This is a genomic window from Sporosarcina jeotgali (genome assembly GCF_033304595.1).
Classification (GTDB): domain Bacteria; phylum Bacillota; class Bacilli; order Bacillales_A; family Planococcaceae; genus Sporosarcina; species Sporosarcina jeotgali.
Map to the genome: position 1 here is coordinate 1,258,607 of NZ_CP116341.1, position 12,415 is coordinate 1,271,021.

Sequence of the window (12,415 nt, forward strand, 5' to 3'; positions counted from 1 at the left end):
CAAATGGAACACGGTATGGAAACAATGACAATTGTAGATGAAAAAGGACAAGAACATGTATGTGAAGTGATTTTCACATTCGAATCAGAAGACTATGGTAAATCATATGTACTTTATCATGTACTTGGTGACGAGTCTGAAAACGAAGACGAAGAAATTGAAATCTTTGCTTCCAGCTTCGTCCCTTCTGAAGACGGAGAAGATGGGGATCTAATGCCTGTCGAATCAGACGAAGAGTGGGAAATGATCGAAGAAGTTTTCGGTACATTCTTGGACGAGCAAGACGAAGACGAAGAGTAAGCCATATGCGCACGTACGGAACGGTGCACACCGTTCCGTTTTTTTCATTGCAGACGATTGGTTGCGCTAAGTCAGCTGGCCAGTGATACAACGAGAAAGAGGTGACCTTCCATATGGCGAAGGGTTCAAAAAAAGAAGTGATGTTTGAACGCATGCAAGAACAGAAAAAGGAAGTTAAAGTCGTACGCAAAATTGTCTTTTGGATTGCGATTGCATTGATTCTAATTGTTGCTATTGGTGGATTCTTCACTTATCGATACATAAAAGGTGCCTTGGAACCAATGGAAGCAGATTCCGAAAAAACGGTTGCAGTGGAAATTCCTATCGGTTCAGGATTGGATACAATCTCTCAAGTTCTTGAAGAAAAAGGGTTGATTAAAAACGCTAAAATCTTCAAGTATTATGCGAAAGTGAACAACGAAGCAGACTTTCAAGCAGGTACTTACGAATTGTCCAAGGCCATGACCCCTAATGAGCTACTCAAAAGTTTGAAGACGGGAAAAGTCTATCGCACACCTGTGTTCACCATGACGATTCCTGAAGGATTAACAGTCGACCAAATCGCGGAACGCGTAGAAGCAAAAACCAAAATACCAAAAGAAGAGTTTATCACTTATATTGATTCGGATGAGACAATCGCGAACTTGCAAGCTGTCTATCCCGAAATTATTTCGGATGAAGTGAAAAACGAAAATATCCGTCACCCGCTAGAGGGCTACTTGTTCCCTGCGACGTACCCATTCTATGAAGAAGAACCAACCGTGCAAACGGTTGTAGAAACACTTATAGAAGGTACAAAGGCTAATGTCACACCTTATCTAGCCGCTCTTGAAGAGAATGGGAAGTCGGTTCACTGGCTGCTGACGTTTGCATCATTGCTTGAACGCGAAGCAACTGCACAAGCGGATCGTCAGACAATCGCAAGCGTCTTTAACAATCGTTTAGAAGAAGGCATGCCTCTGCAAACGGACCCAACCGTTCTTTATTCATTAGGAGAGCATAAAGACAAAGTGTCTTTGAAGGATCTGGAAGTTAAAAATGCTTACAATACGTATCAGAACAAAGGATTGCCGCCTGGTCCGATTGCAGCGCCCGGTGCAGCATCGATTGAGGCTGTAATCGATCCTTCTCATACAAAGTATTTTTATTTCCTAGCAGATGAAACTGGGAAAAACCACTTTGCTAAGACGTATGATGAGCACTTGAAGCTAAAAGCGCAATATATAGATGGTAAGTAAAACAGCAGGATGGAGTTAGGAAAATGTCGAATTATGAATCATACAGGTTGAACTTCGAGAAGGAATTGGATCCAATTGTGCAAGAAATGGAAGAGGATGCTCAGGAGCATTTTGTTCCGATCATGGAGCGCAGTGGAATCGAGACGTTTATCGGCTTATTGAGTATTCAAAAGCCGACTGCGCTGCTTGAAATCGGAAGCGCGATTGGCTATTCTGCGATTCGTCTTGCACAAGCAAATCCAGAGTTGCATATCGCCACAATTGAACGCGATGAGGAAAGACATGCGAAGGCAGTGCACTACATTCAACGTGCCAATTTGAATGACCGGATTTCACTGTTTAAGGATGATGCGTTGACTTTTGACACATCTGCACTTCCCTTTGATCACTTTGATGCTTGCTTTATAGATGCTGCCAAGGGTCAGTATAAGCGCTTCTTTGAGAAGTATGAACCACTCGTGAAGACTGGCGGCATCATTTATTGCGACAACATGTTTATGCATGGAATGGTGTTTTTAGAAGAACAGGAAGTGCCGAAACGCAATCGGACAATGATTCGTAATCTAAAAGCCTTTACAGAATGGATAATGGGAAATACCGCGTTCGAAACTTCCTTGCTTCCTGTAGGAGACGGAATTTTAATCGCCCGTAAAAATTCATAAATTCGCATCAGCTACAGAGGAGGAAAAAGTAAAATGGGAACGCAAAAACCATTGGTCATCGGTATCGCTGGAGGCTCAGGTTCAGGGAAAACAAGTGTTACTAAAAAGATTCATCACGTTTTTCAAGAGCACTCTGTTGTCGTAATCGAACAAGATTTTTACTATAAAGATCAGTCACACTTGGAATTTGAAGAACGCCTGGCGACGAATTATGATCATCCGCTTGCATTTGATACGGACTTATTGATTGAGGATTTGGAAAAACTCCTGATTCGCCAGTCAATTGAAAAACCTGTCTATGATTATGCTTTGCATACACGATCAAGCGAAAAAATCGCTATTGAACCGAAAGATGTAATTATTCTAGAAGGAATTCTAATCCTCGAAGACAAGCGCTTACGAAACCTGATGGATATTAAGCTATTTGTCGATACAGATGCAGATTTACGCATTATCAGAAGGATTTTGCGCGATATTAATGACCGGGGAAGAACTATCGAATCGGTTATTGATCAGTATATGAGTGTGGTTAGACCCATGCACAATCAATTCATTGAACCTACCAAGCGATATGCAGACATTATCATTCCTGAGGGCGGCCATAATGAAGTCGCGATTGACCTAATGGTAACGAAAATAAAAACAATTCTTGATTCTGGTAATGATTTGTAATATGATGTTGTCAGATATTCATATAGTAAACACTATGTCGCATACCTTTTTCGAGGTGCGACATATTATTTTGATGATTTTGCAAAATGAGGAGTGAGGAAATGGTTTCTGAAAAAAAATATCCAATGACTGTTTCAGGCAAACAGAAATTAGAAGATGAACTAGAATTTCTTAAGACAGTAAAACGTAAAGAAGTTGTGGAGCGCATTAAAATTGCTCGCAGTTACGGAGACCTGTCTGAGAACTCTGAGTACGATTCAGCGAAAGAAGACCAAGCATTCATTGAAGGAAAGATTTCGTCTCTTGAATCGATGATCCGCAACTCTGTAATTATCTCTGAAGATTCACGTACTGAAGAAGCACAACTCGGCAGCACAGTAACGTTTAAAGAAATCCCTGATGGGGAAGTTGAAACGTATACGATTGTCGGATCCGCTGAAGCTGACCCGTTAGAAGGGCTGATTTCCAATGATTCACCTATTGCCAAGGGGATTCTTGGCCGAAAAAAAGGAGATCAGGTGAAAATCATCACACCTGGCGGCGAGATGCAAGTTGAAATCACAGAAGTGAAGTAACACAGAGATGCCGCCTTCAAACTAAAGGCGGCTTTTTTTGTGAAACATCCCACATGGAGAAACGTCCAATCGGTAAAGCGTGGAACTAGAGGAGATGATTTCAAATGAGTGAACAAAAACCTGAACTTTCAAGGGTGCGCCGGAAGCGGCAGAATAATAAGGGCAATAAGATGTTGAATTGGATGATTGCAATCGTTGTATTGCTAATAGTACTTGTAGGTGTCAAAATCCTATCAAGTGACAGCACACCAGAAAACAAAGAAGCAGCTATAACTGAAACAACTCCGGATGATGAAACGGGCAGCATTGTAAGTAGTGATGATGAAACTGAGGCTGAAAACAATTCAGGGAGTTCAGATCAAGCTGATGACTCTGAGGACGATGACTCATCTAAAGAAGGAACAGTCAGTGACGAATCTGGTGACTCTGAGGATAGTGGCGATTCATCACAAAAGAAAGAGGACAAAAAAGAAGGAACAGTTACATATACTGCCAGTGAAGATGCTGTTGTGGATGAAACAGTTTCAAACACATCGTGGGAGCCTGTAGGAACGTCGCAGTCGGGGAATCACGTTTCCCAGTATGATGGTAAGTCTATTGACTGGAAAGAGAAACAGAAAGCGCTGGCGTATGCGACAGGTATGTCTGAAAACGAATTGATTTTCTGGAAGATTAAAAATGGGGGGAGCCCGCAAAAGTCGATTGGGATTGTTTCTTCAAAAGATAAATCTAAAAAATATCGAGTCTATTTAGAATGGGTTGACGGCGAAGGCTGGAAACCAACACAAATGGACGTATTGAATACACTAGACTTTGACTACTAATTGGTGAAGAACAGATGGGGGACAAAATGATGAAGGTTGGAATAATCGGTGCAATGGAAGAGGAAGTTACAATCCTTAAAAATCAGTTTCAGTCAGCACGGCACACAGAAATTGCGGGCTATGAATTTAGTGAAGGGACGCTGGATGGCCGGGAAGTGGTCCTCGTAAAAAGTGGCATTGGTAAAGTGAATGCCGCAGTGGCAACTACTTTATTGCTCCAATTGTTCAAACCTGACGCTGTATTGAACACAGGATCTGCAGGGGGGATAGGTGAAAACTTAGAAGTCGGAACAGTAGTGTTGTCAAAAGACGTTACACATCATGATGTGGACGTGACAGCTTTTGGGTATGCACTCGGTCAAGTACCAGGAGGCCCAGTCACTTATTTGGCAGATGAGCAGCTGCTCCTTGCAGCTGCGAAAGCAGTTGAAGACATTGGAAAGCATGCACATGCTACTGGACTTATCGCCTCAGGAGATGTGTTTATGAGCGATCCGGCACGAGTATATAATGTGAAGCAGCAGTTTCCTGAACTTATCGCTGCAGAAATGGAAGCTGCAGCTGTCGCACAAGTGTGTCAAGAGTATAAAGTGCCATTCGTTGTCATTCGAGCACTTTCAGATATTGCTGGAAAAGAATCATCGTTATCCTTCGATGAGTTCCTTCCGGCAGCTGCACAACATTCTTCAGAAGTTGTTCGCCAAGTCATCTCGAAACTTTAACACATTCGTGGTAAACTGAACATAAGTAGTAGAACCTAATTCATGGAGCGAGGAGGCAACTAGTATGTTATTTTTAATGTTAGGCGCATTTGTCGTCACGACCGCTCTTACAGGCGTGATCTACTTTGAAGTAAAAGCTGATTGAGGATAATCAGTGTAGACGTCTCCAGCGAGGGTACGAATGCTGGAGATGTCTTTTTTTCTATGGAGACCGCTGTTATTTTGAGTCTTGTTCTCGTTTAAACAACTGATACAATTTAACAATCGCTCTTTTTTCAATTCTTGAGACGTAACTGCGAGAAATTTGAAGCTGATCTGCAATTTCTTTTTGTGTCATTGGTTTGTCGTTCAGTAAACCGAATCGCTTTTGGATGATTTCAAGTTCACGACCTTCTAATTTGTGCAAGTGGCGATAAAGCCGCTCTTTACGTTCATTTAGTTCTACTTGACCATGTGGAGACTCTTCGTCTGTTTGCAGCAAATCTGCAATTTCCAGAGACTGACCTTCACTATCCGTTCCGATCGGTTCGTATAAAGAGATATCTTTCTGTGTTTTTTTCTGGGTGCGCAGAAACATTAAAATCTCATTTTCAATACAGCGTGCAGCATAAGTGGCTAGTTTGGTTTTCCGGTCCGGCGTAAAGCTGGCGATAGCTTTCATTAGTCCGATTGTGCCTATAGAAATGTAATCGTCAAGCTGTTCGTGTTTTGGATGGAACTTCTTAACGATATGAGCAACGAGCCTCATATTGCGCTCGATCAGTTCATCACGGGCATCTTCGTCCCCTTGCGCCAGACGTTCGAGACAATCGGCTTCTTCTGCTTTTGATAGTGGGCGTTTAAATGCCTGACCGCGAATGTATCCTAAAACTGCCGGGATTTCGAGCCATAGTTGGACTAGAGCCATCACAAAGCCGCTCAAATGATCCACCTCCTGTGTCGTTGTCTGACATCCTATGCGGTATTAAGATGGCGTATCACCGCTGAATTTGACGGACAGGCAGTTTTTGAATATTGCTGAAGCCCTCTCTGTGTCTTCAGGTATTCTTGCTCGGATATGGTATAATAAGTGCGAATCAGCACAGTAATGGAGTGGATAAGATGTACAATTATTTCTTACCGGATGAATATGTAAAAGACGTTTATCAGCTTTCACCTTCTGATTTTATAAATAGAGGCATTAAAGGAATCATTACTGACCTCGATAATACGCTTGTGGCATGGGATCGTCCCGATGCAACACCCGAAATTGCTACTTGGATAAAAGAAATGCAGGATGCCGGTTTACAAGTGACGATCTTATCGAACAATAATGAACTTCGAGTTAAAGCATTTTGTGATCCGATTGAAACACCTTTTATCTTTTCAGCGAGAAAACCACTGTCAAAAGCGTTTAAAAAAGCTCTTAATCAGATGGAACTGAAAAAAGAGGAAGTTGTGATGATTGGGGATCAGTTAATGACGGATATACTTGGGGGCAATCGATTCGGCTTACACACGATTCTGGTTGTACCTGTTGCGAGTTCTGATGGCGTCATGACGAAATTTAATCGTCAGCTGGAACGGCGCATTATGAAAACGCTGAAACGAAAAGGAATGATTTCGTGGGAGGAATAGATTTGGAACTTACTTGCATTGGATGCGGAATTGCTATTCAGACAGAAAACCCTCAAAAAGAAGGGTACGCACCACCCGCTTCACTCGAAAAGGAAGAGGTCATTTGTCAACGGTGTTTCCGACTGCGCAACTATAATGAGCTGCAGCCGGTGTCACTTTCTGGAGATGACTTCCTAGCAATTTTAAACGGTATTGGTGATCGAAAAGGATTAGTCGTGCTCGTAGTCGACATATTTGACTTCAATGGCAGCTGGATTCATGGATTGCAGCGTTTTGTAGGTAAAAAAGATATCGTCCTGATTGGAAACAAAGCGGATGTATTGCCGAAATCCGTTAACCGCAACAAACTGATTAACTGGATGAAAGAACAATCGGCTAAACTCGGATTGAAGCCTGTTGATGTCATGTTGGTTTCTGCTGTCAGGGGCCAGGGAGTTCCTGAAGCGCTAAAAAGAATTGATGAGTTGCGTAAAGGTCAGGATGTTTATGTAGTGGGGTGTACAAACGTTGGTAAATCTACATTTATTAACAGAATCATCAAGCAGGCTACAGGTACGGGTGAAGTAATAACGACTTCTCATTTCCCGGGCACGACATTGGATCTTGTTGAGATACCACTGGATGACGGCAAAGCAATTTACGACACGCCTGGTATCATAAATAACCATCAGATGGCTCATTATTTAGATCCTAGTGAACTGAAAGCCATAACACCCAAAAAAGAAATCAAGCCAAAGATATTCCAGTTGAATGCCGAGCAAACGCTTTTCGTTGGCGGGTTAGCACGTTTTGATTTCATAAAAGGCGAACGTTCATCGTTTAACGTGCACACTGCGAACGCACTGCCGCTGCATAGGACGAAACTTGAAAATGCAGATGCATTATACGATACACATTTGGGTGATATGCTTTCGCCTCCAGGCCAACAGTCGCTTGCGACATTCCCTAAACTCGTCCGTCATGAATTTTCAATCAAAAAAGCGAAGACGGATATTGTCATCTCAGGTCTGGGTTGGATTACTGTTCAGCATGCTAATGTCGTAGTTGCTGTGCATGCGCCTCGTGGCGTAGACGTGGTCTTGCGCCCGTCATTAATCTAACAAGGGGGAGTTAAGATGAAGAAGTGGTTTGCGGTCATTGGAGACCCAGTTGCACAATCAATGTCCCCTGGTATGCATGATTATTGGTTTAAAGAGAACAAAATCGATGCAGCCTATCTCCCTGTTCATGCAAAATCCGAGAAACTTCAGTCCGTCATTTCCAGTCTGCGATTGTTAGGCTGCAGTGGTTGGAATGTGACGGTGCCGCATAAAAGTGATATACTCCCTTTTCTAGGCAGTGTTGACGAAGCTGCAGCTCATATGGGGGCAGTCAATACAGTAGTGATTGAAGGCGAGGGGACACTCGTTGGATACAATACGGATGGTATTGGTTTTGTTCATGCACTGGAAGAAAAGTATGGAAATGATCGTAAGGCAGAAGAGATATTAATAATCGGTGCTGGCGGAGCTGCAAAAGGAATCGCCTTCGCATTACGCAGTGCTGGATATGGATCGATTACGTTTACGAATCGGACAATGACGAACGCTTACGAGTTAAGCAAACGGTTATCTGACTCGACATGTCTGCCGATTGCTGAAGCAGAGCTGCAGCTGGCGCGCTTCGGTATCATTATTCAAACAACCTCTGTAGGAATGGCATTCTCTACGGAAGGGATGCCACTCGACCCTTCCAATGCTGCGCCTGGGACCGCAGCCGTTGATATTATCTATAATCCTCTGGAAACAGATTTTTTAGCAGCCGCCCGGCACAGCGGCGCGGCAACAGCAAATGGAATTGGGATGTTTGTCCACCAAGGAGCACTTGCTTTTGAGAAATGGACAGGCATTCATCCAGATACTGCCGGAATGATGGAACAACTAACACAACAATTGGAGGATCAACATGATAACAAGTAAACAAAAGAGTTTTTTGCGCAGTGAAGCGCATCATTTACAACCTATTTTTCAGATTGGTAAAAGCGGCTTGACCGATGCAATCATTAAACAAATCGAGGAAGCGTTAGAAGCTAGAGAACTTATTAAAATATCTGTTCTTCAAAACTGTGAACAGAATAAAGAAGAGATTGCTGAAGTTCTTGGACAACAGGCGGGACTCGAAGTTGTTCAAATCATTGGCAAAACAATTGTTCTCTATAAAGAATCAGCAGAAAAGAAAAAGATTGTATTACCGTAAGGAGTGAAAGAATGCGGAGAGTCGGGATTCTTGGCGGCACATTTAACCCGCCGCATATCGGACATTTAATTATGGCAAGTGAAGTTCGTGAACAACTGAATTTGGATGAAGTCAGGCTAATGCCGACTGCAATCCCTCCCCATAAGCAACTTTCGGACACAGCGACACCCTGTCAACGACTTGAGATGACAGAACGTGCAGTAAAAGGAAACAACTATCTGAGCAGCTGTGATGAAGAAGTCCATTTTGGAGGCGTATCTTTCACGTTTGATACGATGCAGCGTTTACTGGCCAAAGAACCTGATACTGAGTTTTATTTCATTATCGGCGGGGATATGGTGGATTCTCTTCACACTTGGCACAAAATTGACGAGCTCATAAAGCTGGTCCGTTTTGTAGGTGTTCATAGACCAGGTACTCTGCGGAAGACAGACTATCAAATTCAATATATTGATACGCCTTTAATCGATGTCTCTTCAACGTTACTTAGAAATAAGTACGCCTCGGGTAAAACTACCGTCTATTTAGTACCAGACTCTGTAGACCGCTACATTCGTCAGGAGGGCTTATATGGAACCTGCTAACTTAATTCAAGAATTACAGCAGCGAATGCCCCAGCAGCGTTTTCAGCACGTGTTACGAGTAACCGAGACAGCTAAATCTCTCGCCGGTATGCATGGCGAGTCGATTGAGTCCGCTGAAACGGCAGCGCTATTTCATGATATTGCAAAGTATATGGACGCGAAAGAAATGCGAGAGCTTTTATCCGCCCATCAAGAAAATCCTCTTTTGTTTGAATTTCATAAAGAACTTTGGCACGCGCCAGCGGGTGCACTCATTGCCCGTGAGGAATTCGGAATACAAAATGAAGACGTTTTAAATGCAATCCGTTTTCATACAACCGGACGGGCGAATATGACTAATTTAGAAATGATTATATATATCGCAGACATGACAGAACCCGGACGTGATTTTCCTGGAGTCGATCAATTACGACTTTACGCTGAAGGTCCGTTAGACAAAGCAATGCGTGCCTGTATTATACACACGGTTACACATTTAATTGGAAAACAGGTACCAGTATACCCAGACTCCATTGAGTGCTACAATTATTTTGTGAAGTGAAAGGAAAGTGAAACAATGCCAACATTATTAGAGGTAACATTTAAAGCAGCTGACGACAAACGTGCTGAAGACATTGTCGTACTAAATATGGAAGGCGTCTCATTAATTGCGGACAACTTTGTAATCTGTCATGCGAATTCTGAGCGTCAAGTGCAAGCGATTGCGCGCGAAATTGCTGACAAAGCATCTGAAGAAAATTATGAAGTAAAACGAATTGAAGGAATGGATTCCGGCCGCTGGGTTCTAGTTGACCTTGGAGACGTTGTTGCTCACGTGTTCCATAAAGATGAGCGCGGTTTCTATAACTTGGAAAGACTTTGGGGCGATGCGCCAATGATCGAAGTTGGAGACAGCTCCGTTCAATGATGTATGCTCAATTTGCGTCTGTATACGATGAGCTAATGTTAGATATTCCATATCCGGCATACGTGGATTTGGTGGATACAGCGCTGCATGGGTTATCAGGTAAAAAGATCCTGGATGTCGCTTGCGGCACCGGGATTCTTTCCGTTCTTCTTGCAGAAAGAGGTGCGGAAGTCACGGGAATTGACTTGTCTGAAGAGATGCTTGCTGTCGCCAGCTCACGAGCGAGTGGGCGTTTTCCGTCCATGACATTTGTTCATCAATCTATGCAGCAGTTACATGTACCTGGACAATTCGAAGCGGCAGTGATCCCAATTGATTCACTGAATTATTTGGAGGATGAACACGACGTTGAGCAAACGTTTAAAAGAATTCATCGTGCACTTGTACCTGGAGGCTTGTTATTATTTGATGTCCATTCTACTTTCAAAACAGACGTTCTCTTCTTGGAGGGCCCGTTTACATACGACAGCAGCACGATTTCGTACATATGGGAAACTGAAGAAGGAGAAGAACCTCATTCGGTCCATTCAGAACTCGCTTTTTTCGTAAGGGAACAAGATGGAAAGTATGCCAGATTTGATGAAGTACATTATCAGCGGACATATCCTGTCATGAAATATGCAGAGTTGCTGGAGAAATCCGGATTTTCAGTGGAGAGAATTTTTGCGGATTGGTCAGATGAAGCGCCTGATGAAGAAAGTGAAAGAATATTTTTTCAAGTCCGCAAATAACAGTTTCCCTTCCATTCGGCATACGGTATAGTATAGGGGACTCCATGTGCAAACAGTTATACGAAAGGGTGACCTAATCTGTTTTCTGACTTGATTTTTGGAAAATGGCGGAAAATCACCACTCCTCTTGCAATAGCGGCAGTGATCTCAGCATTTTTGTTCTTTCCCCGAGGACAAGGAGATGACGAGCTGCTCCCTGACGAAAGTTTGTACGATGAATTAGAAACACCGACTGAGAATGAAGTGATTGAAATGGCTGCGGACACGGTCGTCCAGCCTCCTAAAGTTATTATTGTAGATGTGAAAGGTGCAGTTCTTCGTCCTAATGTGTACTCTTTGCAAGAAGGGCAGCGTCTGATAGATGCAATTACTGCAGCTGGAGGATACACGGCTGACGCAGATAGCAGACTGTTGAATCACGCCCAGCGCTTAACGGATGAAGCGGTCATCTATGTGCCGCTTATAGGTGAAGAGATGCCGGTTTTCGAATCAGTTATAAGTGAAAATGGCAATCCAAACGAGCCTGTATCTGTGCTCATTAATATTAACACTGCTGATGAAACGCAGTTAATGACTTTAACAGGAATCGGTCCAGCTAAAGCTGCAGCTATCGTGAAATATCGTACTGAACAAGGAGCTTTTCAGTCTGTTGAAGATTTGATGAAAATTTCCGGAATCGGACAAAAGACATTTGAAGTATTATCTGAATCGATCACCGTAAATTGATTGAAAGTTATAAGATGCTTTACGGGTTTGGAGGCGACTGTATGGATAGACTTACGTGGGAACAATTTTTTATGGCTCAGTGCAGCCTGCTTGCTGTTCGAAGTACGTGTACACGGTTATCGGTAGGGGCAGTAGTTGTTCGCGATAATCGGATTATTGCAGGAGGCTACAATGGGTCTGTATCAGGTGGAGATCACTGTATTGACAAAGGGTGCTATGTGGTTGACAATCATTGCATCCGTACGATCCATGCTGAGATGAACGCCCTCTTGCAATGTGGTAAATATGGTATTCCAGCTGCCGGCTCAACATTGTATGTTACGCACTTTCCTTGTTTGCAATGTTCAAAAGCAATTATTCAAGCGGGGATTTCCAAGGTCTATTATGGAACGGATTATCGCAATAATGAATACGCTATTGAATTATTTGAACATGCAGGAATAGATGTGGAACATATTCCTTTTGACGGACGCACGTTGGATTTTGAGAAAGCGTCGAAAGAAAAATTATTTAATGATATGATGCAAACGATGCAACTCGCGGATGTTTCAGAAAACGACCTGAAAAGTTTTTCGGAACGCGCACAAGTACTATTTGGAAATTAGTCCCTAAAACTCGCTTG

Annotated in this window: 18 protein-coding genes; 17 read left to right on the forward strand and 1 reads right to left on the reverse strand. The window is 42.9% G+C overall.

The genetic code is table 11. The features are described from left to right. Positions 1–3: 3 nt before the first annotated feature. The 7 genes from PGH26_RS05960 to mtnN all read left to right on the forward strand — a co-directional run bounded on the left by PGH26_RS05960 (position 4) and on the right by mtnN (position 4,993). A complete protein-coding gene (locus PGH26_RS05960; protein WP_323693082.1) occupies positions 4–300 on the forward strand; it encodes a DUF1292 domain-containing protein in 297 nt (98 codons plus the stop codon). 113 nt (positions 301–413) lie between these two features. After that, entirely contained in the window at positions 414–1,538 is a 1,125-nt protein-coding gene (gene mltG, locus PGH26_RS05965; RefSeq protein WP_323693083.1) for an endolytic transglycosylase MltG, read from the forward strand. A 23-nt stretch (positions 1,539–1,561) separates the two neighbouring features. Beyond that, the gene (locus PGH26_RS05970) at positions 1,562–2,200 is read left to right on the forward strand and encodes an O-methyltransferase (RefSeq protein WP_323693084.1); all 639 of its coding nucleotides are present in this window, start codon (positions 1,562–1,564) and stop codon (positions 2,198–2,200) included. A gap of 33 nt (positions 2,201–2,233) precedes the next feature. Next, complete coding sequence (gene udk / locus PGH26_RS05975) at positions 2,234–2,872, forward strand: uridine kinase (RefSeq protein ID WP_323693085.1); 639 nt, start codon at positions 2,234–2,236, stop codon at positions 2,870–2,872. 101 nt (positions 2,873–2,973) lie between these two features. Beyond that, positions 2,974–3,447 carry a transcription elongation factor GreA gene (greA, locus tag PGH26_RS05980; RefSeq protein WP_323693086.1) on the forward strand — a complete coding sequence of 158 codons (474 nt, stop codon included), beginning with the start codon at positions 2,974–2,976 and terminating at the stop codon, positions 3,445–3,447. Between the two features lie 104 nt (positions 3,448–3,551). Further along, positions 3,552–4,271: a YrrS family protein gene (locus PGH26_RS05985; protein ID WP_323693087.1), complete on the forward strand. Its 720-nt coding sequence runs from the start codon at positions 3,552–3,554 to the stop codon at positions 4,269–4,271. 29 nt (positions 4,272–4,300) lie between these two features. After that, the gene (gene mtnN, locus PGH26_RS05990) at positions 4,301–4,993 is read left to right on the forward strand and encodes a 5'-methylthioadenosine/S-adenosylhomocysteine nucleosidase (RefSeq protein ID WP_323693088.1); all 693 of its coding nucleotides are present in this window, start codon (positions 4,301–4,303) and stop codon (positions 4,991–4,993) included. Between the two features lie 217 nt (positions 4,994–5,210). On the opposite strand, the gene sigK is transcribed toward mtnN, so the two are convergent. Further along, positions 5,211–5,915, reverse strand: coding sequence for an RNA polymerase sporulation sigma factor SigK (gene sigK, locus PGH26_RS05995; protein WP_323693089.1), 705 nt, complete (start codon positions 5,913–5,915; stop codon positions 5,211–5,213). 179 nt (positions 5,916–6,094) lie between these two features. Between sigK and PGH26_RS06000 the strand changes: the two genes are divergently transcribed. The 10 genes from PGH26_RS06000 to PGH26_RS06045 all read left to right on the forward strand — a co-directional run bounded on the left by PGH26_RS06000 (position 6,095) and on the right by PGH26_RS06045 (position 12,398). Further along, a complete protein-coding gene (locus PGH26_RS06000) occupies positions 6,095–6,610 on the forward strand; it encodes a YqeG family HAD IIIA-type phosphatase (protein WP_323693090.1) in 516 nt (171 codons plus the stop codon). Then, positions 6,607–7,710 (forward strand): ribosome biogenesis GTPase YqeH, encoded by a 1,104-nt coding sequence (yqeH, locus tag PGH26_RS06005; protein ID WP_323693475.1) that lies wholly within the window; start codon positions 6,607–6,609, stop codon positions 7,708–7,710. Before PGH26_RS06000 ends, yqeH begins: the two co-directional genes overlap by 4 nt. Before the next feature lie 15 nt (positions 7,711–7,725). Then, positions 7,726–8,568: a shikimate dehydrogenase gene (aroE, locus tag PGH26_RS06010; protein WP_323693091.1), complete on the forward strand. Its 843-nt coding sequence runs from the start codon at positions 7,726–7,728 to the stop codon at positions 8,566–8,568. Continuing rightward, positions 8,555–8,845 (forward strand): ribosome assembly RNA-binding protein YhbY, encoded by a 291-nt coding sequence (gene yhbY / locus PGH26_RS06015; protein ID WP_323693092.1) that lies wholly within the window; start codon positions 8,555–8,557, stop codon positions 8,843–8,845. Before aroE ends, yhbY begins: the two co-directional genes overlap by 14 nt. Positions 8,846–8,856: 11 nt before the next feature. Continuing rightward, entirely contained in the window at positions 8,857–9,429 is a 573-nt protein-coding gene (locus tag PGH26_RS06020) for a nicotinate-nucleotide adenylyltransferase (protein ID WP_323693093.1), read from the forward strand. Beyond that, on the forward strand, positions 9,416–9,970 hold the full coding sequence (gene yqeK, locus PGH26_RS06025) for a bis(5'-nucleosyl)-tetraphosphatase (symmetrical) YqeK (RefSeq protein WP_323693094.1): 555 nt from the start codon (positions 9,416–9,418) through the stop codon (positions 9,968–9,970). The genes PGH26_RS06020 and yqeK overlap by 14 nt, the downstream gene beginning before the upstream one ends. A gap of 15 nt (positions 9,971–9,985) precedes the next feature. After that, the gene (gene rsfS, locus PGH26_RS06030; RefSeq protein WP_323693095.1) at positions 9,986–10,336 is read left to right on the forward strand and encodes a ribosome silencing factor; all 351 of its coding nucleotides are present in this window, start codon (positions 9,986–9,988) and stop codon (positions 10,334–10,336) included. Next, positions 10,333–11,067 carry a class I SAM-dependent DNA methyltransferase gene (locus PGH26_RS06035; protein ID WP_323693096.1) on the forward strand — a complete coding sequence of 245 codons (735 nt, stop codon included), beginning with the start codon at positions 10,333–10,335 and terminating at the stop codon, positions 11,065–11,067. Before rsfS ends, PGH26_RS06035 begins: the two co-directional genes overlap by 4 nt. Before the next feature lie 141 nt (positions 11,068–11,208). Then, entirely contained in the window at positions 11,209–11,793 is a 585-nt protein-coding gene (locus PGH26_RS06040) for a helix-hairpin-helix domain-containing protein (RefSeq protein ID WP_323693097.1), read from the forward strand. 41 nt (positions 11,794–11,834) lie between these two features. Continuing rightward, complete coding sequence (locus PGH26_RS06045; protein WP_323693098.1) at positions 11,835–12,398, forward strand: ComE operon protein 2; 564 nt, start codon at positions 11,835–11,837, stop codon at positions 12,396–12,398. Positions 12,399–12,415 lie beyond the last annotated feature (17 nt).